The 25739-nt window shown below is 56.6% G+C and carries 19 protein-coding genes; 13 read left to right on the forward strand and 6 right to left on the reverse strand.

Features of this window, described 5'->3' with window-relative positions; all coding sequences use genetic code 11:
• The first annotated feature begins 59 nt into the window (after positions 1-59).
• Positions 60-959, forward strand: coding sequence for a tRNA pseudouridine(38-40) synthase TruA (gene truA / locus I6J23_RS05205; RefSeq protein ID WP_412844862.1), 900 nt, complete (start codon positions 60-62; stop codon positions 957-959).
• Here truA and I6J23_RS05210 read toward each other — a convergent pair.
• From I6J23_RS05210 to I6J23_RS05220, 3 genes are all read right to left on the reverse strand, one after another.
• Complete coding sequence (locus I6J23_RS05210) at positions 912-1940, reverse strand: hypothetical protein (RefSeq protein ID WP_204582779.1); 1029 nt, start codon at positions 1938-1940, stop codon at positions 912-914. The two genes, truA and I6J23_RS05210, sit on opposite strands and share 48 nt — an antisense overlap.
• Before the next feature lie 81 nt (positions 1941-2021).
• Entirely contained in the window at positions 2022-3857 is a 1836-nt protein-coding gene (locus tag I6J23_RS05215) for a hypothetical protein (RefSeq protein ID WP_204582780.1), read from the reverse strand.
• Entirely contained in the window at positions 3854-4699 is an 846-nt protein-coding gene (locus I6J23_RS05220) for an ABC transporter ATP-binding protein (protein WP_204582781.1), read from the reverse strand. Before I6J23_RS05220 ends, I6J23_RS05215 begins: the two co-directional genes overlap by 4 nt.
• Before the next feature lie 117 nt (positions 4700-4816).
• Here I6J23_RS05220 and eccB point away from each other — a divergent pair, with 117 nt between their 5' ends.
• Positions 4817-6643, forward strand: coding sequence for a type VII secretion protein EccB (gene eccB / locus I6J23_RS05225; protein WP_204582782.1), 1827 nt, complete (start codon positions 4817-4819; stop codon positions 6641-6643).
• Here the strand turns inward: eccB and I6J23_RS05230 are convergent.
• On the reverse strand, positions 6618-7748 hold the full coding sequence (locus tag I6J23_RS05230) for a S8 family serine peptidase (protein WP_204582783.1): 1131 nt from the start codon (positions 7746-7748) through the stop codon (positions 6618-6620). The two genes, eccB and I6J23_RS05230, sit on opposite strands and share 26 nt — an antisense overlap.
• Positions 7749-7752: 4 nt before the next feature.
• Between I6J23_RS05230 and I6J23_RS05235 the strand changes: the two genes are divergently transcribed.
• Entirely contained in the window at positions 7753-7974 is a 222-nt protein-coding gene (locus tag I6J23_RS05235) for a hypothetical protein (protein ID WP_204582784.1), read from the forward strand.
• Positions 7975-8029: 55 nt separating this feature from the next.
• Here I6J23_RS05235 and I6J23_RS05240 read toward each other — a convergent pair whose 3' ends face one another.
• Positions 8030-9934, reverse strand: coding sequence for an EsaB/YukD family protein (locus tag I6J23_RS05240; RefSeq protein ID WP_204582785.1), 1905 nt, complete (start codon positions 9932-9934; stop codon positions 8030-8032).
• Positions 9935-10061: 127 nt separating this feature from the next.
• On the opposite strand from I6J23_RS05240, the gene eccCa reads away from it, so the two are divergent.
• From eccCa to rpsI, 9 genes are all read left to right on the forward strand, one after another.
• On the forward strand, positions 10062-14210 hold the full coding sequence (gene eccCa, locus I6J23_RS05245; protein WP_204582786.1) for a type VII secretion protein EccCa: 4149 nt from the start codon (positions 10062-10064) through the stop codon (positions 14208-14210).
• A 48-nt stretch (positions 14211-14258) separates the two neighbouring features.
• Complete coding sequence (locus I6J23_RS05250; RefSeq protein WP_204582787.1) at positions 14259-15857, forward strand: type VII secretion-associated protein; 1599 nt, start codon at positions 14259-14261, stop codon at positions 15855-15857.
• A 233-nt stretch (positions 15858-16090) separates the two neighbouring features.
• Positions 16091-16402 (forward strand): WXG100 family type VII secretion target, encoded by a 312-nt coding sequence (locus tag I6J23_RS05255; protein ID WP_012732365.1) that lies wholly within the window; start codon positions 16091-16093, stop codon positions 16400-16402.
• Between the two features lie 69 nt (positions 16403-16471).
• Positions 16472-16765 carry a WXG100 family type VII secretion target gene (locus I6J23_RS05260; RefSeq protein ID WP_204582788.1) on the forward strand — a complete coding sequence of 98 codons (294 nt, stop codon included), beginning with the start codon at positions 16472-16474 and terminating at the stop codon, positions 16763-16765.
• Between the two features lie 136 nt (positions 16766-16901).
• A complete protein-coding gene (locus tag I6J23_RS05265; protein ID WP_204582789.1) occupies positions 16902-17918 on the forward strand; it encodes an ABC transporter substrate-binding protein in 1017 nt (338 codons plus the stop codon).
• Positions 17919-17958: 40 nt separating this feature from the next.
• Positions 17959-18876, forward strand: a complete 918-nt coding sequence (locus I6J23_RS05270; protein WP_204582790.1) for an ABC transporter substrate-binding protein — start codon at positions 17959-17961, stop codon at positions 18874-18876.
• Between the two features lie 40 nt (positions 18877-18916).
• Positions 18917-20200: a PLP-dependent aminotransferase family protein gene (locus tag I6J23_RS05275; RefSeq protein WP_204582791.1), complete on the forward strand. Its 1284-nt coding sequence runs from the start codon at positions 18917-18919 to the stop codon at positions 20198-20200.
• A gap of 407 nt (positions 20201-20607) precedes the next feature.
• Positions 20608-21051 carry a 50S ribosomal protein L13 gene (gene rplM / locus I6J23_RS05280; RefSeq protein WP_204582928.1) on the forward strand — a complete coding sequence of 148 codons (444 nt, stop codon included), beginning with the start codon at positions 20608-20610 and terminating at the stop codon, positions 21049-21051.
• Positions 21051-21590 (forward strand): 30S ribosomal protein S9, encoded by a 540-nt coding sequence (gene rpsI, locus I6J23_RS05285; RefSeq protein ID WP_012732358.1) that lies wholly within the window; start codon positions 21051-21053, stop codon positions 21588-21590. The genes rplM and rpsI overlap by 1 nt, the downstream gene beginning before the upstream one ends.
• Before the next feature lie 197 nt (positions 21591-21787).
• On the opposite strand, the gene I6J23_RS05290 is transcribed toward rpsI, so the two are convergent.
• Positions 21788-23980: an acyltransferase family protein gene (locus tag I6J23_RS05290; RefSeq protein WP_204582792.1), complete on the reverse strand. Its 2193-nt coding sequence runs from the start codon at positions 23978-23980 to the stop codon at positions 21788-21790.
• A 349-nt stretch (positions 23981-24329) separates the two neighbouring features.
• Between I6J23_RS05290 and glmM the strand changes: the two genes are divergently transcribed.
• On the forward strand, positions 24330-25673 hold the full coding sequence (glmM, locus tag I6J23_RS05295; RefSeq protein ID WP_204582793.1) for a phosphoglucosamine mutase: 1344 nt from the start codon (positions 24330-24332) through the stop codon (positions 25671-25673).
• The last annotated feature ends 66 nt before the right edge of the window (positions 25674-25739 follow it).

The raw sequence follows: 25739 nt of genomic DNA on the forward strand, positions 1-25739 counted from the left end.
TCCGCGCTGCTTTATGAAGCATCTAACAGATTGCAGCCTTTAACAGCTACAGTGTCAGCGTGATTCCGAATGACAACGCCCCAGCACAACCGGGACCGGAGCATCCCCAGGGCACCACGAACGCCCTGGTTCGTTTACGCCTCGACATCGCCTATGACGGCACCGATTTTCATGGTTGGGCCCGTCAAAATGATGTTCGCTCGGTTCAGGGGGACATTGAGCAGGCTTTCCAGACGGTGGTGCGCCAGCCAGTCCAGCTCGTTGTCGCTGGTAGAACCGATGCGGGGGTTCACGCCTCGGGCCAGGTGGCACATGTCGATGTTCCGCGCGACATCCTGAACACACGGAGTATCCATAATGATCCGTCGACATTGGTTTCACGCTTCGCCCGACTGCTGCGCCCGGACGTCCGCATCCGCGCGTGTTTTTTCGCGCCCGTTGGATTTGACGCGCGGTTTTCCGCGCTCCGACGTCACTACGTGTATCGCGTGACGACGAATCGCGCCGGGGCCTTGCCGACGCGAGCCCGTGACACCGCCGTGTGGGGCAGACCAGTGGATATAGATGCGATGAACAACGCGGCTGAGGTCCTCGTTGGCCTTCACGATTTCGCTGCGTTTTGCCGTGCACGTCCCCATGCCACAACCATCCGTGACCTGCAGCATTTCTCATGGCATGAAGTGTCCACGGCAGCTGAACCGGATGTCTATGAGGCACACGTGACGGCCGACGCGTTTTGCTGGAACATGGTGCGCTCTATCGTCGGAGCGTCGTTAGCCGTGGGGGAGGGGAAACGGCCGGATGGATTCATGGAGGACATGCTGAACCACGATTCGCGACACCCTATGGTTCCTGTCGCTCCGGCGCACGGACTGACATTAACGGGCGTCGATTACCCTGCCGACGGTGAGTTAGCCGCCCGTGCGGAGCAGACTCGGGGTATCCGATCGCTCGATTAACCGCAGGAGGTCGGACGCGTCCATAACGGTGTGGGCTTCCCGCCACCGTCGCGAATCGCGTCGTCGAACAATATCAATAATCGTCTCCGCCGAACCGTGGGTGATCGCCCACGTGATAGAGGCATCACTGCAATCCCAAATCTCCAGGTCAGCGTCACCTGGTGATTTAAGAACGCTCATTCCTGCCGACGATTGACGCTGTGTGGCGTCGGCAATCGAATTGAGACCACGTTTCCCATCGTTACTATCGGACGTTGCTTCACCTTCAGGAGGAACGACGATCGTGAATGCGGTTGATACCCACTCGCCGGGTGAATCAGTGATGACAGTGACGCGACGGCCAGCTGTTCGAACGCAGTCGGCCAAACGCCGCGCAGCCCTACACTGTAGCGAACGATCATTAGTCTCTTCGACACTGCTGGAGATGATGGCAATTCGTCCCGACGAATCCGGGAGGGCCACAGAACCAGTCGCTACCCTAGCCGGATTTTGTAGAGGCTGGTCGTCTGGACTGGTCCAGCCATCCTCAGCTTGTGAGTGGACGTCACGAAGGTAGCCATCCCATCCAGGTTCCTGACCAGCGTCGGGAGAAACCCAGGCTTGCCATCCACAACTGCGAATATATGAGATGGCCTGGGACGGATCTGCGGTGGATAGCTCCACAAACAGTCGCCTGGTGGTGATGGTTGGCTTAGCGGAGGAGTGATTGTCCCAGCTAGCGATAACGTCGGCGCCAGTATGGGCCGTCGATGTCAGCATGATCGGGCACCGCATAACACGGTGGAGGACTGCGAGCATCATGGGAGCGGGATACGCATGAGTGAGGGGATAGAGCTCGACGATCGTTGAGCGCTGGCTGAGAGTGTTAGATGTGCCTTCTCTTGCACGCGTTGAACCGGTGGTTGAGCCCCATGGCCATCGCCAAAGCAATCCGATAAATATCGGGCCGACGCAGGCGATGACGACGAAAAAATCCCCCATAGATACCCCTTAAAAATAAGAAAGGTGGCCGCCGCTGGGCGACCACAGCAATCTTATAAGAGATTGTGGAAAGCGGAAAGACTATAAGAACTTTCGGACTTTCGCGAAAATCTCGGGATAGTGCGAATCGATTCGCTTTGAGGATAGAATAAAAGACCCTGCTAGCATCGCCATGCCCACAATCAGGGAGTACACGGCGGCGAACCAAGCACCGGTGAGGCCGATAAGTGGAATAGCAACGGCCGGTCCAAGAATAATGGTGAATGCGACCAGGGCAATAAGCATGGCCACGAAGGCTGGGCCGGATTGTCGTCCGTTGTTCCTCATTGTGTTAACGCCGGGTTTGACAGCGGGAAAGGGGTTATAGGCGGAGAGGAATAATCCGACCGCTGGACCAGCAAAAACCCCACCGAGGCACGCGCCCGCCATAATCGCTTTTTGGTTAGTGGTGAAGTCCGCGAAAAGCACCATGATGATCAGGCAGGGAACCAGCAACAGAACATTGAAGATAATGACCGCAATAGCGCGAGCCGTAACGATGTCTTTACCCCGTGTTCCAGCTGCCATATGAACCCAGTTAGCTGGCCCATCCATACCGAAATCATTCGACGCGAAGTTAGAGCTACCGATAATTGCAATATAGAGAGCACCGATAATTAAACTATTGTTTCCGGTGGCAATCCCCATAATCAAGAATATAAGTGCCATGATCGGAAAACTCAATATGGCATATTTGAATCGGATATCTCTTACCCAATATTTCAACTGACGTGAAAATAATGCGCCGACGACAGTATGCGGAACGCCACGGAGGTAAAAAGAGTCTCGAGCCGAAACATCTTCAGATTCTCCCGACGTATTGGCGGCGGACGCGAAATCACGATCAACTGACCGCGACCACAGATATAGGCCTGCAATAATGAAAACAACTGTGATGACGGCGCGGATAACGAGGCTAATCCATGCATGCTGGGCGGCGTCGTCTATCATCGCAGGGCCTGATGCGAGAGGTGTCCATCCTGCAATACGAATGACCCACTTCAGAATAGTGTCAGTGATTGAGGAGGCGAAGCCAGAAGCGAAAACCTGAATAACAATGAAAACAAAGAAGAACAGAAATGTGCCAATGAAATACAGCCAGTTTCGGCGTGAACGGTTGCCTCCACTAGAACTCGACGTCACAATCAGTGCTTGATTAATAATGAGGAGACACGAAATTCCCAAAATCAACCCGACGATTCCGACCGACGCGGTGAACCATTGTCCTGTCGCATTACCCGACATAATGACCGCGACCATGGTGACTATAGTGACACCGATAGCAATAATCGCACGACTTTGAACAACGATGGTGGGCAGTAACGCTCTCACCAGCGACGACGGTTTAAGAGGGAATTGCGCTAACTTAGCTGGCTGAACCGTATTTTCCCCAGCTGGCCATATGAAAGCCAACACAAGCAGTGTCGTGGCTCCGAGTGCTGCGAAAGCGGTCCATGGATTGTCGGCAATAGGTCCACTCATATCGCCCGCCGGGTGTGCACCGACCGCAGCCGCTGAAAAACGGCCCGTTTTACGGGCAATATCGACGCAAGAGCTAGCCGTAAACGCGACTCCCCCTATCGCGTACAGCGTCGTCATAATGACAAGAATCCATTGGCTAGCGCCCTCATACCAGGACTTTTTCCATAAGCGCATATGCAAGCGGAAAACCGCAGAACGGATTTCCTTATCGCTAGCGTGAAATGGTTGAGACGGCAACGTGGATTGAGCACGTGTCGTGGGAGAACCCGATACGGACTCCGCACTATTCGCCGAGTTACTAGGCGAAATGACCGATTGGGCTGCGTCGGAGGGACCCTGAGAACCGTGAGAATCAGAGTGATTCGAATCGCTCGGCTGATTAATCGGCTGGCTCATGATGCTAACCACCCCAAACTTCCCTCAGCGAGTCGCCCGCCACCGACGAGGTTGAGGAATGTATCGGTCAAACTTGATCCATTTCGCACCTCATCGGTGGTTCCGCTAGCCAAAACCCTGCCATTTTGCATAATGGCTACGTGGTCGCAGAGCCCCTCAACAACTTCCATTACATGCGAACTCATAATGACAGTTCCCCCGGCTTTGACATACGTCGTCAAAATTGACCGGATAATTTGAGCCGACACGGGATCAACAGCTTCTAGTGGCTCGTCGAGAATAAGAAGTTCAGGGCGGTGAATAAGGGCTTGAGCTAGAAGAATCTTCTTTGTCATGCCGGCAGAATAATCAGCGACAATTTTATTTGCGGATTCTTTGAGATCGAGAACGTCGAGTAATTCATTAGCGCGTTTTTCGACGATTCCCTCATCCATACCGCGTAGGGCACCAGAAAATTGGAGAAGTTCTTTTCCTGACAAACGATCAAAAGTGGGTAACCCATCAGCCAAGAGCCCGAACGTCGCTTTTGCCGCTGCGGGTTTATCCCACACATTGATTCCATTAACCCATACGGAACCCTGGTCCGGGCGGAGGAGACCGGTGGACATCGTGATCGCCGTCGTCTTTCCCGCACCATTGGGGCCGACGAGGCCATAAAAACTCCCGCGAGGAATGTCCAAATTCAATTGATTAACAGCTGGTTTTCCACGGAAAGCTTTGTAGAGGTTACGAAAAGCCATAGCACACGACGTCGGATCATCGGCGAGCGGTGCGACATGGGGTGCATGAGGTGATGGGGTAGGGGTATCGGAAGCGGTGTCGTTATCCGGTAGATTCTCCATGCCAGCCACATTAGCTGAAGATGAAGTTCTGTCCTGGCAATGATGTAGGTTATGGAGTGCGCAGCGAAACCTGCCGACTACGCAGGATCTGCAGAATATGGGGGTTACGGGGGAATCATGGCAAGTTCGAACCACGACGGGTCGGCTCACGACGACCACCAGCGGGTACGTGCATCTGCCGGTGGCGGTAAGGACTATCAGCAGCCGACGTCCAGTGCACAGTTAGCCGGATATCGATTTGTTCGTAAGCAGCTGGAACAAGCCTTGGTTTGTGCGGATACCCGCATGGTCCACGACGTTCCCGGGAGCCGACGCCGAGCCTTGGCGATCGGTGTTGTGCTGAGCGTTCTCGGTATCGCAGGTGCTGGGATTATGGCGATGATGCGGCCCGACCCCGCGATTGGAGACCACACGATCCTCATTGCTACAGATACTGGGCAAATGTTCGTGCGTGTCAACGACACACTCCACCCGGTGACGGACCTGGCATCGGCGCGGTTAGTGGTGGGCAAGGCAGAAGAAGCCCACCGAGTCTCGAGCAAAAATTTAGCGTCTCTGTCGCGCGGGGAGTTTATCGGGCTCCGGGGGCCATCGGATTTGCCGCCGCAGGGCAATGCGGAATCGACGGAGAGATCGTGGGTAGTGTGCCATTCGCCGGATAACCCACGGTCATCGAATAAATCTCGGTCGGAGGATGGCCTTCGGTCCGGCGATAATTCTCGGGGGCAGAAGATGCCGTCGCGAGCTCCTGGCGCATCGTCATTGGTGACGAAAGCGACCCACAACGAGGGTGAAAGTGCTGATGATGAGGGGGTCGACGACGTCGAGAACGACGTAGAACCTGGTCAGAATAGTCGCGGCACGTTATCGGTTGCAGTGGCCGAGTCCATGCCACGGGATGCTCGCTCGGCTATCCTCCGCGCAGAAAGTGGGATGTGGTTGATCAGCCCGGATTCGTCCGACGGGCACCCGTATCGGCGCTCACTTCTCGCCAAGCGCGGTTCCATCCCTGAGCCGGCAGTATCGCGGGCACTAGGCATTTCTTCATCCACTATTCGGGATGTTCCGGACTCCTTCGTCGAAGCGATCCCCCGCGTCGATGACGTTCGGACTATTCGATCATCCATGCCGGCCGGTGGAGATTCTGGCTTACGAAAGCCGTTCAACACGATAGGTATTGTCATCATCGCCGACCAGCACGGTTCGTCTGTGGGGCGCTCGACGGACTCTCCATCGACACACCGACAGACCGTCGATAATCGCCCATCCCATGAATTCGGGGCAACCGCACGCGACGACGCAGCCGCTGACGAGGGTGACGTCTACGTCGTGCGTGACCACGGACTTGCTCCTTTAGCTCCCGTGCATGCACGGTTGCTGCTTTCACGACCAGGCGTGGTGGTGGAGCGGGTGAGCCCCGCAGATATATCAGACATACCGACGGCCGACGAACTGAACTGGGGAACCATCCCGGGGGAGAAACCGGAGTGGGCACCACGCGATGGGCGACTCTGTGCGGGGACTGTAGCAAGCCCTCGTAAGAAGCAGCGAACCGCCACCGCCGATGCTGAACCTTCAGAGGCCGGTGACGCCGATATCCTGACGTGGTCGGAAGCGACAAGCTTCCCGCATGGGGCAGTGCCTGTTGTTCAGACAGAGCACGCGGTGGCCGTTGGCAAGAGAGAGGAAGAACGGCTCATCCCTCGAACTGCCGATTATTATTCCGGGCCGGCTCACGCGGTGGCCGTCGACACCGGCTCGGAGTACGCCATCGTGAGCTCGGACGGCCGACGCTTCGCGGTGGATTCGTTGGAAACACTGCAGATCCTGGGATTTCGTACTCCTACAGTGGCACCGTGGTCGGTAGTTCGGCATCTCGCTGAGGGAGAAAGCCTATCCCGCGATCGCGCATCAAAAATTATTGTCGCCGCCGAGCAACCATGACCGCGACCCCGACCGCACACAAAATTGTGAACGGGACGGAAATCACGGTCATCGCCATACGACGGGGGGAATGGTGAGTAGCCGCAGTGGGCACGGTGATGTCAGGATCGGACGCTTCCCTAGACTCCGTGGGGATCACACCGCCAGCCTCCGCGTGGCGACGCGCCATTCCCACCGCTCGAGCAGGATGGACCATCCCCGCCTGAGACCCAGCCCCTGGCGTTGCCGTCGCCGCAAGGATCTGGCGAACATCAGACGGACTCAAATGCGGAGCAACCTCCAACATCAAGGCCACTGTGCCTGACACGAGCGGGGCGGAAAAACTCGTCCCGACGAAGGGCTGAGGGGTTGGTTCCTCCGCCATGGCAGGATTCCGCTGAATTTCCGCAGGATCAGTGGCCGCCATAATTGGTGATGACCCCAGCTGAGGGCCCATCACAGGACCACCCGGGGCCGTAATATCACCGCCGGCGAGGGCATAATCCGCCCGACGATGACGATCGCCACCCACCGCCCCCACCGAAATCACTGTTGGCTCATGGGCAGGGTAGGCATTCATCCCGTCATGACACGGACCAGTGGAATTCCCCGCCGCCGCGACCACCGTCACCCCGGTGCTCTCGGCACGATCCAGCGCCCCGCGAAGATGGTCGATCCCCTCGGGCTCCATTCGTGGATCTGTGCAGGCAGCGACCGAAATATTGATCACGCGTGCGTGCGCGTCGACACTCCTATTAATAGCGTCCGCAACACCAGTTAAAGTGCCCATTTTCGGGGACCCCGTTGAAGGAGACGCAGGCTGCCCGCTCCCATCATCGCTAGAGCGCGGACGTGGCTGGGCGTGTGCACTCGTTTGTCGTATCGACAACAAATCAACGTTTGGAGCTACCCCACGCGCATGCCCGTGACCAGCGATAATCGTGCCGACGATCGTTCCGTGCAGATCGCAATCCTCAGTGCCATCGGTGTCGCCCAAGAGATCCCCTCCACCGACCAGCGTCGGGAGATCAACATGGCGATTCACCCCAGTATCAATGACCGCCACCGTAATCCCCCGGCCCGTTGCTAAACGCTGAGCTTCGGCCAATGAAGGTAAGGAATCCACGGGAGTGAGCATATCGGTGGCGAAACCGCGGCGGGCTAACTCGATTTCCGTCAAACCGCGTGAACATTGGTTTTCACGAGTGTCGACGTCGGCAGCATATGACCGGGGAGGTCCGTATGACCAGGGAGAATCGATGATCGTTGACGATAAAACCCCGATCGTGACGCATATAGACGCGAGGGCACGTCGTGGAGAAAAGCCAGCTTTCTGGCTGATCGATGGATAGTAAACATGTGGGAAATGGGCCCCGGTAGGGGCCTTCAAAGAGTGTGGCATGCTGGTCACCCCAGCCCCCGAATAACAGTGAAAACCCCAGCCACCCACAACGCGAGGGGGATCGCCGACGCCGTCATGATGGCTTCCGTAATCTCAATCGCCTTCTGAATCGTGGGGTCCGACACCTTCCACTGGGGAAGGACAGGAATAATCAGCAGCAAGGCAAAAACAGACGTTCCAGCTGCTAGAGCCACCGTATGCATTGTCCCGACGGGATAATCAGCCAGAAATAGAGTCAGCGACGTGATAGCGAGGCACGCGAGCGCCGTTGCCCGGGCCAACGCTTGAACAGAATACCGAGCTTGCAGGCGTGCGCGAAGCCCCTCGGCGATGGCAATGACCAGGATCAGCGACGCCGTTCCGGCCGATGGCGATGACCACGCGAGGCATAGAGCAGCAAGAATGATGACGGCCGCGCAGCCCGTGGACATGCCCGTATGAATGTCATGCGCCAGGCGGACGCGTTGAGGACGATCGGGCAGAGGCGGACTGTCGGCTTCGTCAAGTTCACTCCCTGTCGACGGGACAGGGTCCGGATGAACTCCAGCGCAACGGAGTGCGAGCATCCCGGTCCACGAATGGATGAAAAGTGCGAGCAGCAGCCAGACGCAAAACACAACTTGAGGGGTTACGAAGGAGAAGAAAGTTAACTCCAACGGGAGGACCATGATCCCGGAAAACATGAGGAGGGCGATGGCGGGAATGATGTCCGATGATTTATTTATCGCGCCGGGAATTCTCGCAACTGAATTTTTCGCAACTATTGCGAAATTTTTCTTAAAAACGGTGAGATAAAAGAAAGCTACTGCTCCGCATACCAATGCTGTACAGAGACAGCCGAGGGATACTGCCATCCAGGGAGATGACCAGCTCAGGGTTCCCAGCACCCATGCAGCAGCCCACCACAATGCTGTCGATTCGAGGATATAGGAGCTATGAGGGGGAAAATTGCGACTCCACAGGGATGCGTAGTGCGTATCCGGTTGTGATGGATAGTTTGTATCCTTTTCTCCGCTACCATTGATATCCGCGGGCTTTATTATGTGGTGAGTCTTAATATAAGCAAGAAATACGCAGAAAGAAGAGGAGAGTAAAGCAACAGCGACGAGGCACCACCACGGAAATAGTGACGAATAAGCAAAGAGGGATAAGAAGTACCCATGTCCATCCTGGGAGCCCACGGCTGGATTATGTCGGGTGATCGACGTGATTTCGTCCCAGAGTCCCCAATTCTTAGAAATAACATTGACCAATTGGGGAATAAGTGACAATGCCACCAACGTCATAATCGTGATGGGTAAGATTCCGCGGTTAATAATGTGGCCGAAAAAACGATTATCGCGGGATTGGGATAGAGCTTCCGCTGTGGTGATGTGAATATCGTGTCCGGACCACGGACGTGTAGTCAGTAAGAGCATATCGCCAGGTTGAACACCATAATCTGCCAACGATGCGTCGTACCGGATAGTGCGGCCGCTACTGGTTATGAGCCGCCACGGTGATGGTGGTGCAGCGGTGTCAAGAACACGGCGTTCGCGAAGAGAATCTACGAGGTCGCAAATCAATTCTGTTGCCGGCTGGTGGGTGAGTACCGTGACATCGAGACATTGCCGGTAAAGGGGTTCCTGGATATCGTCGTCGAATAAAAGATAACTAAATAATGAGTTATGTGCAGAAAAGTCGGTAGGGTAAACAGATAATTCATGGTGATCATTGCTTGCCGATTCATTTCTTTCAACGTTTTCGTTCTGCTGGAAGCCCAAACTGGTGAATGAGTCATCGGGCAGTTCAAGAATGATACGTATTCGTGTTCTCGATAGATCTAGTCGCGGGCTCGTTGTGAATTCTTCATCTTTCTCCACCTGATATGTGGTTGAACTGCGAAAATCGCGTGTGTTCGTGTGTGGCATGTATCCCCCATTTCCCCCGAATGCTATGCCGGATCACAAGTTTCGCATATACTACTCACATTGCATAGCCTGAGGGGATCCATGCTGTGTTTATCGTTATCAGCCGCAGGTGGCTAGGGGGCAATCAGTGGGTAGTTCATCCGCGCAGTCGGTGGTGCGTCGTTCACCTGAGCGTGCCGACGGGAATGATGAATCTTCCACGGTGATGTCGATGCAGACAGTCGTTCCTTATGCCGACAGGTGGTGCCCGGAGCTTCCAGAACCTCGTGAGATTCCTGTTGATCAGTCGCCAGAGGCTCCGCGTTCCCCTCAGCAGCCGCTATTTCGTCGGCTCTTGCCTTTAGTGATGGTGGTCGCGGTGCTCGGGATGGTCGCTATCATGGTTGTTTCCGGAAACGCTGCCAACCCTATGACCTACCTTTTTCCGCTGATCATGGTTGCGTCCATGGTGGGGATGGTGACGGGGAATCAGGCCCAGTCTGTCGACGAACGACGCCGTGTGTATCTGAGGCACATTGACCGATGTCGGCGGGAATCCAGGGAAGACGCTGAACAGCAGCGCTCCATGATGGAGTTTGTGGATCCCGATCCCCACACCTTGACGCTCTTTGTGGGAAGTGACCGCATGTGGGAGCGGGGTCGGTACGACGACGATTTTGCCCATGTGCGCATCGGAACAGCGTCCCAACGTGCGCGAACCCATGTGAGTATTGGGGAAATCAATGCGGTGGAGGATATTGATCCGATTTGTGCCCTGGCCTTGCGTCGCGCGCTCAGAGAATCATTGGTTCTCTCGGATGTCCCAGTGTGCCTGGCACTGGGTGACTTTTCGACGGTGTACATCGGTGGGTCCGATGGGCGGAAAGTTGTTCGTTCGCTGCTGGCCCAATTAATCACGCTGCATGGTCCGGAGGCTATTCGGATTATCGTGTGTGGCCATCCGCGATCGTGGCCGTGGCTGCCATGGATTCCACATTCGGATGGCCAGGAGGCGTTTCCCGATTCTGAGGCAGTGGTGACGGTCTTGGATGACTATTGGTCAGATATGTCTGGGGCCTTTATTTCTCGTGATGACTCCGGGCCTCAACTTGTTCTCATTATCGACGGTTCTGCGCCGCTCACCGTCGCCCATCATCCGGCGGTGGCCAGCGTGATTGTCGTCGGCACTGCCGATGAGGATGTGGTGTCGGAAATTCAGGGCCAGCAGCGTCGGTATGTGATGGATGAGTGGGAGGCTCACGCGGCGGAAGTAGGCATCGCGCTTCGGGCTGATCATGGAATGATTTCCGCATTAACGACGTCGGGTCTGGATACTTTTGCCCACGCTGATACGCTTTTTGAGCAGGAACTTGATGTTCTTGCTCGTTCGATGGCACGGTACACGCGGCCGACGGCCGACGTGCGTGCTGAGCAGTCATCGGCCGGGATCGACGAAGTAGAACTTGTGCTAGGTGTAGCGACGCCTCTTCTGGTGTCACCGTCGTCTGCATGGACTGAAAAGCGGGGAGCGGAGCGTCTTCGCATCCCTTTGGGCGTGACCAATGACGGTGACCCCTTCTGCTTGGATATCAAAGAATCCGCGGAGGGCGGATCGGGGCCGCACGGTTTATGCGTCGGTGCAACCGGCTCAGGCAAGAGTGAATTGTTGCGAACCTTGGTGCTCTCGCTTGTCGCGTCGCACTCACCTGAACAGCTCAATCTCGTTCTTGTTGATTTCAAAGGTGGCGCAACCTTCATAGGCATGGAACAGCTGCCTCATGTTGCAGCGGTGATTACGAACTTGGACGATGAATCCGCACTCGTTGATCGTATGGAGGATGCTCTTCAAGGGGAGCTCACTCGGCGTCAAGAATTCCTTCGTTCCCACGGCGTGTCGTCATCGGTGGAATACGCCGAGATGCGACGTCAACAACCTGCCCATGGCGCTGGTAATGACAGTGATTATCTGCCTCTGCCGGCGCTCGTCATCATTATTGATGAGTTCTCGGAATTATTGAGTGCACATCCTGGGTTTATTGACACCTTCGTAGCGATTGGACGGTTGGGTCGCTCTCTAGGGATCCACCTTCTTTTAGCGACGCAGCGCCTGGAAGAAGGACGATTGCGGGGCCTCGATGCCCATCTGAGTTACCGCATCGGGCTTCGCACATTTTCTGCAGGGGAGTCGAGGATTGTTCTTGGCGTCAACGACGCTCACACTCTTCCCAAAGAACCCGGTTATGGCCTCGCGCGAGTGGGTGGGGATTCCATCACCGCATTTCGTGCAACCTATGTCTCCCGACGCTGGAATGGTTCGGTTGCATCGGAGGCTGCTGGTTCCTCCGCCGGGTTGGCAGCGTCGCCACAACCATCAACAATTTTGCGCATTGCCATTGACCGTTTGAGTATCGACGGACCCTGCGCATCGGAGGTGGCACGCTTTGTACCTGCCCGAACGATATGGCTGCCGCCCTTACCTGACGTCTTAACCATGTCCGAATTGAATACTCGGACTCGTCGTCTCACACGCGACCACACCTGTTCCAACGAAGGTCTTCAGATAACGATCGGCCTGATCGACGCACCACGGACCCAACGTCAAATCCCATGGACTATTGACCTGCGGGGATCAGCCGGGCATGTCGGCATTATTGGCGGACCGCAGTCAGGAACAACAACCGTGGCACGAAGTGTGGTCACGACGTTGACGTTGTCCCGTACCAGTGATCAGGCGCAGTTTTATGTCCTGGACATGGGCGGATCCGGCCTAGGAACTCTGGAACGATTGCCGCACACGGTTGCCGTGGTTCATCGTCATGAACATGACCGCATCCTTCGTCTGGTCAATGAAGTCGCTGTGTTAGCCGAGGACCGTCGGGAGGAATGGCTCCGGCAGGGGTGGGCCAGTGTTGATGTTGCCCGCGGCCATGGGCTCAGTGACATCTTCGTGGTCATCGACGGGTGGCACGTCATAACGACAGATTTCCCCGACGTGGCCGATGCGCTCTCGCTCCTTATTGCGGATGGTCTCTCGGTAGGGATTCATGTCATTATTACGGCTAATAGATGGTCCGCGGTGCGGCCCCAGGTCCGTGACTTACTGGGAACGAAAATTGAATTATCGCTGGGAGATCCCCTGGAATCGTTGATTGACAGGAAACTATCTGAACGGATACCCAGCCGCCCAGGCCGGGCAATAGTGAAATGGAAAGGGACCAGCCTTCATGCTTTGGTTGTCCACTCAACCAACCAAGATATTGCCGAGGTGACGCGCATAGCGGCGCAACGAGGGGACACTCGAGTTCCCCCGCTGCGGGTTCTTCCCGACGTCCTCACACGTGAGGAACTCGACCCCGTTCTTCCTCCAGCGATCGCGATGGGCCGCGAGAGCGTGCGTCTATCAACGTGGTCGTGGTCAACGGTGGCAAACCCGGCCATGCTCATCGTCGGCAAAGGGGAGAGTGGACGAACAACGACGCTTCGCTCACTCATTCACGGCATTACAAGCGCGTATAAACCCAAGAATTTCGGAAAGAAACCGGCTGAGGATAAGGATGCGGAGGGCGAGGGCTCTACAGCCGATGCCACAACCGCTGCTGATGTAACAACCGCTGCTGATACAACAAGTACAGCTGATGCGCCTACCGCGGCCATCGTCGTCATTGATCCACGACGGACCCTGCTGGCAGAAGTCCCGAGCGAGTATGACGCCGGATATGCCTCGACACCCTCCGCCGCAGACACTGTGATTGCTCAGCTGACCACCACCATGAACATGCGCTTACCTGGTGATTCCATCACCCCGCAGGAGCTGAAGGACAGATCCTGGTGGTCCGGCCCAGAGATTTTTCTTCTTATCGACGATTACGACCTTCTTACGATCTCGCCGTCCGTCATGAGTGGATTTATCAGTGTGCTTCCACATGCCCGCGACATCGGGGTGCATATCGTCGTGGCGCGACGAGCATCAGGAATGATGCGCGCAGCTCACGATCCTCTGCTCGCAGGAATGCGTGCCATCAACGGGGTGGTCGCGCTGCTATCCGCGGATAAAGACGATGGCCCATTATTCGGGGTGCCATTGCGGCCAGCTCTTCCAGGCCGTGCGCACATCGTTGTCAACGGAGCGACCAGCGAAATTCATCTCGCGCGTGCGCAGCTTTCACCCGAGGACAGTACCGAGGATGAGGACAAAAAATACAGTCCCATTGGCAATGACGCGGATGGCACAACCACGGTTGGCACGGACGTAGTCGATGGCACCACGGCAGACAGAAATAGCACCGAACAGAAATAGCACCGAAAAACTAAACGGGGTTGAGACACAAGGGGGAACTACGTGACTGTGAGTACGACGACAACGAACTACGCGCCACCACGCTTGACGCCGACGATGCCTCCTGACAATCATCAGGCCCGTATAAAAAGACATACCGAGTCCAGCCGGACACAGAGCGTCCCGGACGTTGTATCCATCGGGCGTAACACCCGAACTGAACAACGCATTATTTTGTGCCCGTCATGGTGGGGGCTACTCCGCCGGAAGCGGTGGGCTGATAACTACATCGACGATGATGCACAGCGATATCAACACCCGGATACTGATCCTTCCTTCGCGCGCTCAGCGTTAACAGAGAACGCCCCCACCATCCTTCCGATGTCCGACGCGCTCTGCCGCATTGAGCCTGCTCTTCGGCCTATTTCGTTCGTTCTCCACATCGCAGGGCAATACGCGGGGTTGACAGCACTGACCCTTCCTGCCGACGAAGCAATGACCGACCTCGTCCCCATCGGTGACGGAAAGTCCTTCATGGACCCCCTGATCGCCGTCGTGAGCGCAGAAATTGAATCTGCCGTGGAGACTGGCCGAGTTCCGAGTTCCCGTGAACGAGACCTGATCGGGCCCGAGGGCGTCGAAGTTCTCGTCGTCGCTACAGACAAGACTACAAATAAGCCTGGTCGAGGTGCTGAACTTGTTGAATATGCCCTGAAAAAGCTGAATGAGGCATCCATCCCGGCCATGCGAGTGGGCATCGAAGAGATAGAGATTTCGGCACGTATGGCCGGAGTTCTCTCGCGCGATTCGCAGCACGATATTCGCCCTATGAGTAGCGAGGCGCACCGCGCTGGGAACGAAACACATCGCGGTGGGGAGGACGCCACGCCGCCCCGGCCTGGACGAACCCAACAGAATCCACACAACAGGATGCGGACGGATAAGGATGCTTCACTAAACCCCCCGAAACGGAAGAAAACCGACCTTCGTCCGCCGCGCCGCGATTATCGTCGTGGAGGATTCCTACTCCGCCACCGCAATGCGCTCGCGGTCACCATGTGCACCCTTGTCCTCATCGGGACAGCTCTCGCCGTCACGCTGCGCAGCGCGGGAAATCATGAGCAAACGAATCAAGCAGAAGCCAACCCTGAACGCACTGATGGCAACGACCGGGCAGAGGGGGGCGACGCAACCGGGGAACAAGCAGCACTATCCGCCGCACCAGCAAGTAGCGACCACCATGATCAGCCAGGCGGAATCGTCGATAACGGAATTGTCCGGGCAGCCTTGACCTCTGGATGGATACGGTCGCATTCGTCGACGCCGGAGCGCCTCATTTTGGAAGATCCTGCGGATGAAGACATACGGATCCTGGTCTCAGGTCATCCCGTTCAACCAGACGTGACCGATGCACACCTCCGTGAACACGTGGAATCAATGGTCCAAACTCGAGCCGAGTTTTCCAACTACGCGCCCGAATCGGCGTGGCGGCAAGGTGCCGTGAGCTACGAAGAACGCCCAGAAGGCGGATCGGTGGTTCAGTGGACGACCTTTTTGCAAGAAGGAAAACAAGTCAGCGTCGGATGCCAGTGGAAAGGGGAGCTCACTGCGAAACGTACAGCGGCATGCTCGACCGCCGCGCGCAGTGCAGAAGTCATGCCCTCATGATGCGGAAAACCATGACGGTAGGCGCAAATATCCAGCATAGGGGTTTATGACAACCAATCGTGAGTGCGGATAGGCACCCGCTAGAAAAAATATTAAATAGGCGGGAACCGATTGACGACTCACGAGTCTGTTCTCATACACCGCCACAACACCACGGAAAATCTCGGGATTGTAACGAGGCCGTGGTGGGGCGGGATTCGATATCAACACATTTCACTAAGACGGGAAAACCAATGAGCGGGCTTTTTGCTACCGAACACGAACTGATGACCACGACGGCTGGGAAAGTGGATGCCGTCAATGACCAAGTCCAAGCAGAACTTCAACGCCTACAAGGCACCGTCGACGGCGTAGCGGGAGCGTGGAAAGGAAACGCCAGCGTCGCCTTCGGAGAACTCATGGCCCAATGGAACGACGCCGCGCTCCGTCTCCGTGAAGCGCTGAGCTCCATATCAGACAACATTCGCGCGAACGCCTCGGCATTTGCCACCACCGAAGAACAGAACGCCGCATCATTCACCCAGCTAGGCGGCTTGTCTCTGTAAAACCTCGAGACGTCACCCTGATCAACTGCCATAAACATCAAAAACATAAGGAAGAAAGAGAACAGCACTATGAGCACCGACATGATCCACTACAGCTTTGGTGACATCGCGGCAGCCAGCGGAGATATCACCCAAACATCAGCACGTATCAATGCCTTACTCGATGAGCTCAAAAGCCAACTAGCGCCCATGGTCAGCACCTGGACCGGTGAATCTGCCTCCGCGTACCAGGCAGCCCAGCAACAATGGGACACCGCCGCAGCCGACCTCAACCAAGTCCTCGCCACCATCGCGCGGGCAGTGGCAGACAGCAATGATTCCATGAGTGACATCAACCGCTCGGCTGCGGCATCCTGGAGTTAGCGTAAATCCCAAGTACGCTCAGGTGGGTTAACGCTGGGCAATGGGGAAGCCACCAATGGAGAAATTCACTGATTCATGCAGTGACTATTCATCTGCGCAGTTGAACTGCACGAAAACGGTAAATAAAATTCAAGGAATGAATTTTCTGCGTTCAGTGCGGCCCATCTTCCCGCGCACAGCGACCCACCATCGGTCAACGTCACGGGCGCACACAGCCACGGGCGCACAACAGCCCCACACGCTGGCCCGCACTGTCGCCACACTAGGAACGTGCGCAACTCTCGTCGGCGTCAGCCTTGCCGGATGCACCTACAACTCTGAAGGAGCAGGAGAATCCGACGACCCCACTGAAACGATCTCAGTTCCTAAAGACGACACCATCGCCAACTCCATACCCGCAGCGCTGAAACAAAAAGGCACCTTCACAGTTGGAACATCGGCGGACTTCGCCCCACTCGAATTTATCGGAAACGATGGAAAAACTATCGAAGGCGCCGAAATAGACATGGCCAAAGCCGTCGGAGACCTCTTCGGGCTCACCACGCAATTCACCAACGCAAGCTTCGACAGTCTCGTAGCATCCGTCGGAACCAAATATGACGCAGGATTCTCATCGTTCGATGTCAAACCCGAACGGCTCGAACACACCAACATGGTCACGCTGTATACATCGGGGACCAAATACTCCGTCCTCAAAGACAACCCACGGAATATAGACCCCAGCGACATTTGTGGCGACTCCGTCGCCGTCCTGACCGGCTCCGTTTATGAAGAAATGGCCAACGATAAGAACGACGAGTGCAAGCACAACGGCAAAAAGGGAGTCACGACCCAGTCGTACAAAAACTCTGCAGATGTCGCCACCGCTGTCGCCGGAGGTAAAGCCGACCTCTGGTTCTCTGACTCACCCGTCGTTGACTATGCAGAGAAGCAATCCGAAGGGCGCGTTCAGCCGATCGGCAAAGTCGTCGACTCCACCCCCAAAGCCGCCATCGTCGCGAAGAAAGACACCCAACTCGCCGACGCTATCCACGCCGCCATCCAAAAACTCATCGACGATGGAACGATGAAGAAAATCCTGGCCAAATGGGGAACCGAAGATTCCTTTATCTCCGAATCGCAGCTCAATCCCAAGCCAGATGATGACGCATAAACCTCATCGCGCCAGTCGAAGCGCGCGCCCGCGTGCGATTATGAGCCGCTACGCTAGCCACCGCGCCACATTAGTTGCAGTACTCGCGCTTGCCCTCACAGGAGGGCTATCCGGTTGCACATATAAATCCGAGGAAAGTCCAACAGGAAATAACGCAATAGCGTCCACCATCGATGCCCTCACCACCAACGATGACATCGCGAAGGCAGTGCCTGAGCCAATCAAGCCCCGCAGAACGCTCATTGTTGGAACCTCGGCCGACTATGCACCAGCAGAATTCGTTGGCTCCGACGGTAAAACCCTCGAAGGGTTCGAAATAGACCTCACGCGGGCACTAGCGCGTGTAATGGGACTTCAAGCAGACATTCGCAACTCGACGTTCGACAGCATCATCCCGTCCGTCGGCACTAAATTCGACGTCGGAATCTCCGCATTCACCATTAATGAAGAGCGAATGAAACAAGTCAATATGGTTAGCTTGTATGATTCTGGGCGAGCATTCGGCGTCGCCAAAGGAAACCCCAAAAACGTCGACCCGCAGCACCTGTGCGGGCAGTCAGTAGCAGTGCAAACAGGATCACTACATGAAGAGGTCATGACCGACGAAGCGTCCCACTGCGATAGCGACGAAAAACTGACCCTCCAAAGCTATAAAAACCAAACCGACGCGTCCACAGCAGTCGTGGGGAGAAAAGCCGACGTCATGGTGGCAGACTCGCCAGTGGTCTCTTACGCAGTCAATCAATCCCAGGGGCGCCTTGACACCGTCGGGACCATCGTGAACCGGGCTCCTAAGTCAGCGATCGTCGCTCAAAACAACCAGCCCCTGGCAGAAGCCATTCGAGCTGCCACACAAGAGCTCATTGATAACGGCACCATGAAAACAATCATGGAAGCGTGGGCCAACAAAGGATCAGAAATCCCCGAAGCCCAAATAAACCCGCGCGTGTCCTCCTGACACTTTTTGACGACACACCGACCGACACTGAGGAAGCCCATTGCTACCGCTCAACCGCGAATTCTCCCACGTCGCCCGCTCTATGACTCGAGACCTCCTGGGATACATCAGCCACGACGACTTCATCAGCTTCGCCGGTGGAGCCCCAGACCCAACGCTCCTGGACACATCGGGCATCGCAGAATGCGTCCGAACAGTGTTAGACAACGGCGGGCCCGACATCTTCCAATACTCCGTGACAGAAGGCGAACCCGAACTACGGCAAGCTATGGCTCAGGAAATGCGACGCCGGCACCTGCCCGCCCGCGCGGACAACATCCTTATCTCCACAGGCAGCCAGGAAATACTGTTTTTGCTCGCCCGCGTCATCATTAATCCAGGGGACACCGTTCTGGTTGAAGCCCCCACCTATCCCGCGGCGATTCAAGCCTTCACCATGGCTGGAGCGCGGGTCATCCCCGTGCCGTGCGACGATAATGGCATCATCCCCTCGGAACTCGAGCGCGCACTACGGGACTACGACCCCGTCATCACCTACCTCATCCCGGTCTTCCAAAACCCCACCGGCCACTCAATGACCGATTGTCGGAAAGATGCCGTGCGGCGTGTTCTCGCAGGCCACCGCAGTTTATTAGTTGAGGACGACGCATATTCACCTTTAGCCTTCGACGGGAACGTGCGTGAACCTCTCTGTCACACCTACGAGTCCGAATCCGGTGCAGTCTACCTGGCCAGTCTGTCGAAATTCTTGTCACCGGCGTTCCGCATCGGGGCAGCCTTATTACCAGATTGGCTACTCCAACCAATGGTGGTTGCCAAACAAGTATCGACACTCCACGGATCCGTGATCGACCAGCGTGCTGCTGCACTGTGGCTCAACAGAGTAGAACCCGACGGCGTCTCCTCCCGTGACCGCGCCCTAGAAACAATGCGATCAACGTACCGGGCCCGATGCAATGCACTGCGTACAGAATTACTCGACATCGTTCCCGACGGGACTCACATCACCGACCCCGAAGGCGGCATGTTTGTATGGATAGATTTCCCGGACGAACTACGTCCACAGGTGAATACGCTGTCGCTCATCGATGAAGCAATTGACCACGAAATCGCTTTCGTTCCGGGCACGGAATTTTTCCCGCATGACTCTCAACCAACCTCGGTCTATCGGAACGTCGAAAGAAAGAACAGCACGACAATCAACGCAGACACAAAGCTGAAAGGGCAGCTCTCCATACGGTTTTCCTTCGCGGGAAATAGCATTCCCGTGATGAAGACGGGGATGGAACGGTTTGCCACAGTTCTGCAGGATGCTCTGCGTTAACGGTAGGGAAGAGGAGAGTAGGGACCGTGGATGATGAGTGGCCGCCGACCTCTGTGTAATGCTCCGGCACTGATAACGCGCGCTTACTTGAACTGCTCGCACCCATTCCGGTACTGTCAACTATCTGTGTGTCGAGTTGTCGATGCAGCGTTGAAGCTGTGGTAGAAACTACGCGTTCCGCGCCCCTCACGCCCTCCATCAAGAACGTACATCACCGTGAAAAACCGCGGTGACGGAGGCGCTCCAAGGGGCACGGCGTGAGTAGTGATGTGATGCTGATACAACGCCACATCGGCAATGTGACATGAGTCGCGGGTCTCCACCGGCCGCCGCGGCAGCAGACTGACGGTAGTTAGCCTGTTCAATTTTGTGGCTGGCAGTTTCAGACAGACTTTCAAGGAGTCATGTTGTCTACTTTCCACCCGAAGAGCGGTGACATTACCCGTAAGTGGTACGTCATCGACGCCACCGACGTGGTGCTCGGCCGCCTCGCCGTTGAGGCTGCTGATCTGCTGCGTGGTAAGCGTAAGCCGATTTTTGCACCGAACGTTGACTGTGGCGATCACGTCATCATTATCAACGCCGATAAGGTTCGCGTTTCCGCAAATAAGCGCGAGCGTGAATTCCGTTACCGTCACTCCGGATACCCGGGTGGTCTGACCACCATGACCCTGGGTCGTTCGCTCGAGGTGCACCCGGAGCGCGTCATCGAAGAAGCTATCGCCGGTATGATGCCGCACAACAAGCTTTCCCGCGCATCTATCAAGAAGCTTCACGTGTACGCAGGTAGCGAGCACCGTCACGCTGCCCAGAAGCCCGAGAACTACGAGATCAAGCAGGTGGCACAGTAGTGAGCGAGAACACCGAAAACCAGATTCAGGACGAGGCTAACGAGGCCGACTTCATCGCCGCCCAGGCAGCGAGCGAAGAGTTCGTTTCCACCATCGGCGATTCCGTCGCCACTGAGGTCGAAGAAGAAGCTGTTGCTGAGCCCGAGCAGCGCGACTTCCCGATTCAGACCGTGGGCCGTCGCAAGCGCGCCGTTGTTCGCGTCGTGATGACCGCTGGCTCCGGCGAGTTCACCTGTAACGGCCGCGCCTTGGAAGATTACTTCCCGAACAAGCTGCACCAGCAGCTCATTAAGGCTCCCCTCACCCTCATTGAGCGTGAAGGCCAGTTCGATATCAAGGCGAACCTCAAGGGTGGCGGCCCTTCGGGTCAGGCCGGTGCTTTCCGCCTCGCGATCGCCAGGGCACTGAACGCCTACAACCCGGCTGACCGCAGCGCCCTCAAGAAGGCCGGATTCCTCACCCGCGATGCTCGCGAGGTTGAGCGCAAGAAGGCTGGTTTGCACAAAGCTCGTCGCGCTCCGCAGTACTCGAAGCGTTAAATATCGCTTTTACCCGGCTTGCCGGGCTGCGTTATATGCGCAAAACCCCCTTGTCCTGCCATATAATTCGGCAGAGCAAGGGGTTTTCCTATATGACGTCTGAACCCGACGGTGTATGTGCCTAACGGAGTGAATAGTCCGCTCGGTTTCTAGGGGACAGCGCCGGCGACAGTGTGAAGCCAGCGCCTTCACACCTCTCAGTCGCCGCTACCGACCGTGCACTGGCTGGCGGGCTTCTTTTCCGCCGGGAATGCCTGGGTCAGCGCGTCGGCAAAACGTCGACCTTTTTCCTTGGCGCCCACGGTATTCGGATGGATCCCGTCGTCAATGAACCAGCCATCTTGCACTTCACCGGCCCAATCGTAAAGACGCAGGTTGGGGTACTCCTTGTACATCTTCCGCAGCGCCTCGTCGTAATGCTGCATACCCGAGTTAGCGTAGGCGGACTGGGCAGCATTCACGGTTTTCACCGTCGGCCACAGCACGTGCTTCTCGTCCTTGACAATGTCCATAATCGTGCGGATACGGTCCTCCGCCGACGTCTGATTGCCAGCGGTGACATTAGCGGCGTCGTTGGTTCCAATAGCCATCACCCAGCACGCGTCTTTGTAGTGGTGGCTCTCCATGTTGGTGACGACTTCCGTAGCGTTCGGATCATCTTTATACCGCTCAATAACGGCCCGTGCTCCCTTGATGTCCAGGTACACATCCTTCGCGCCCACACGCTTGTATTGCGCGCCCACGCGGTCCGCCGGATCCGGCAGGTAGTCGGGTGAATTGAGCGCGATAGAGGTGGAATCGCCAATATGGATCACCGTTGAGCAGTCAATCCCAGCATTCCTCCCTTGAGCAGTGGCTTTACCATCCTTACCGCTTGCCGACGATGCGTCGGGGTTGTCGGCACCGTTTCCCTGCCCGTTACCGTTGTCTCCACCGACTTTGACCGCCCCGTCGGTTCCACTGCCGCCGATTGCAGCCATCGGATCGTTGGACGACGAGCCATTCGACCCGTCGGCAAGAGCTTTAGGCAATCCGGCGGCGAGAATCGCGAGAAGGATGACCGAGGCAACCCCGGTGAGGACCGGCGGCGTCCCGCGTCGGCGAGAGACTGCTGGGCTCGCTGCGGTGCCGGACGCGTTTTCCGACACGTGGCCTGACCACCACTTACGTGCCAGTGCAACAACTCCATGCCGGCGGACTGGGTCCTCGATCAATGTCCAGGACAGGGCAGCCAGAATGACAGATATCGCGGACAGCACAGGCCCTGCAATAATCAAGTGATTCTCGACGAACCCATCGGGCGCGAACGCAATCACAGGCATGTGCCAGAGGTAGATGCCGTAGGAGCGCTCGCCCAACCAGCGCAAAGGCGGAAGGCCAACGATGCGGGTCATCCACGAGTGCTCGTCGGCAAGGGGCAGCAGAGCCGCGGCGGTGGCCAGGGCGAGAACTGCGAATCCTCCCTGGTAGAGCCACATGGCGTTATCGTCGGTACGGACCATCATGAAAATGACGACAGCCAAACCGGCCAGCCCGACGAGGTCAAGAAGATGACGGGCGAGAGCGTTGGAACGCCAGGACCGTGAAGCTTGTGTGCCGCTGGCGGATCCGGAGACGTTAGAGGGGGCGACGCCGGGCTTCCACACGAAAGCCAGAGACGCGCCGATGAGCAGCCCTAATGCGCGGGTATCCGTTCCTTCGTAGACGCGAGTGTGATCGACGCCTGGCTCCACCAAGTATGCCATCCACACACCCGATATGGCGGCGAGGATCAAGCACGTAATCGCAGCGTAACCGTGCGAATGTTTACGACGCTGCCACAGGAATGTGATTGCGGTGAACACAAAAGGCCACACAAGGTAGAACTGTTCTTCCACCGCTAGTGACCACATGTGGCTCAGTGGTTGAGGCCCACCAAACATGTCGAAGTACGAGTCACCGGCGGCGATTTCATACCAGTTGTTGTAATAGAACAGTGCGGACAGTGCTTCCCAACCTCGCTTCGCTAAATTCCCGTGGTCGAGGAAGGCGGTGAGCATCATTACCGTCATCACAACGGTGATGACCGCGGGGAGTAGCCTGCGGAAACGTCGAAGCCAGAATTGGCCAAATTTGATGTGACCATCACGGTCCCACTGCCTGACCAGGATCGACGTGATCAGATACCCCGACAAGGTGAAAAAGACGCCGACACCGAGTAGCCCGCCGTCGGAGTAAGGAACTGACAGGTGGTAGAGCAGAACAGCGATGACAGCGATGGCGCGGAGGCCGTCTAATCCAGGGAGATAGGTGGATTTTCCTACGGGGCGTGGCATACAACTTCCCGGTACGTCGAAGTGAACAACAGGAGCAAAGGCGGATCCGCAACAGTACAGCGGCGCCGATGACATAGCGTATATCGTGGTGCGTGCTAACGGGGAACTAGCTACGTATCTAGTTACGTATATCGGGTCACCGGCTACATATTGGTAGTAGATCGACACCGAATCGATATGGGGCGTGTGGCACACCGCTCATCAATAGTCGACTTATCCACAGCCCACCGTTGCACAATCACTTATCCACAGTCTGTTTCTGCGCAGTGCGGTGTTACGAGGCCCGTCCTATTAGACTGTTGGCTCAGTTATAAAGCATCCCGGGCGTAAGCGCTTCGACTCGGGCTGCCGGATTGTGGTAGCTAGGCTTGTGAAGTGCACACGCCGAAAAGCCAATGCTGGACAGTGGGAAAGGGTAGACCAGATGGGACGACGTTACTTCGGCACTGATGGTGTTCGTGGTCTTGCGAATAAGACGTTAACCGCGCCGTTGGCAATGAAGTTGGGGTCTGCTGCGGCAAAGGTGCTGACCGCCAACCGAAAGGGTGGCCGTCGGCCTGTCGCTGTTGTGGGGCGTGACCCGCGTGTGTCGGGGGAAATGTTGTCCGCCGCGTTGTCCGCAGGGATGGCTAGCCAGGGTGTCGACGTCCTTCGCGTGGGCGTCATTCCGACCCCCGCTGTGGCGTTCTTGACCGATGATTATGGCGCTGACATGGGCGTTGTTATTTCCGCCAGCCACAACCCTATGCCCGATAATGGAATTAAGTTCTTCGCGGCTGGTGGCCTCAAACTTGACGACGCGGTCGAGGCGGAAATCGAAGCCACCATGTTGGAATTGTCCGAGACTGGCCCGACGGGTGCGGGAATTGGTCGTATTGTCGAGGAATCCCCTGACGCCCTGGAGCGCTATCTGTTCCACCTCGCAGGGGCTGTGCCCACGCCATTGGATGGAATTCGGGTTGTGGTGGATTGTGCTAACGGTGCTGCCTCGACGGCCGCACCCATGGCGTATCAGGCTGCCGGTGCCGATGTCGTCCCGATTTTTAACAAACCCAACGCGTTCAATATCAACGAAAACTGTGGATCGACGCATATCGATGTTTTGCAACGCGCTGTGCTGGAACACCACGCTGACCTCGGCCTAGCGCACGACGGCGACGCAGACCGCTGCTTGGCCGTCGATTCTGAGGGCAATGTTGTCGACGGTGACCAGATCATGGCGATCCTCGCGATCGCAATGAAAGAGGGCGGGGAACTGAAGAAGTCGACCCTCGTCGCAACGGTGATGTCGAACCTCGGCCTGAAGCTTGCGATGAAAGACCAGGGCATTGATGTCCGTACGACGAAGGTCGGCGACCGCTATGTGCTGGCTGACCTGAATGCTGGTGATTACAGCCTGGGTGGCGAACAGTCCGGGCACATCGTTATCCCAGAGCACGGGACGACGGGAGACGGCACGCTTACCGGCCTGAGCGTGATGGCCCGGATGGCTCAAACGGGGAAGACGCTATCCGAGTTGGCGTCGGTGATGAGGGTTCTCCCGCAGACGTTGATCAACGTGCCGGTCACTGACAAAGCAGCCATTACCAATGATGAGGCTGTTCGGACGGCGATCACCGAGGCCGAAGAGGAACTGGGCGAATCGGGTCGCGTGCTCTTGCGTCCGTCCGGCACGGAGGAACTTTTCCGCGTGATGGTGGAAGCTGGGGACGGTGCCACGGCGCGGAAAATCGCCGGTCGGTTGGCTGCCGTCGTCGCGAGTGTGTAACTAGTACGCAAGCTGCGAACGTGTGATCTATAGCACTATGTGCGGATGATGCGAGGGGTGGGCGAT

It is taken from the genome of Corynebacterium kroppenstedtii (assembly GCF_016894245.1).
In the GTDB taxonomy this organism is placed as follows: Bacteria; Actinomycetota; Actinomycetes; order Mycobacteriales; family Mycobacteriaceae; genus Corynebacterium.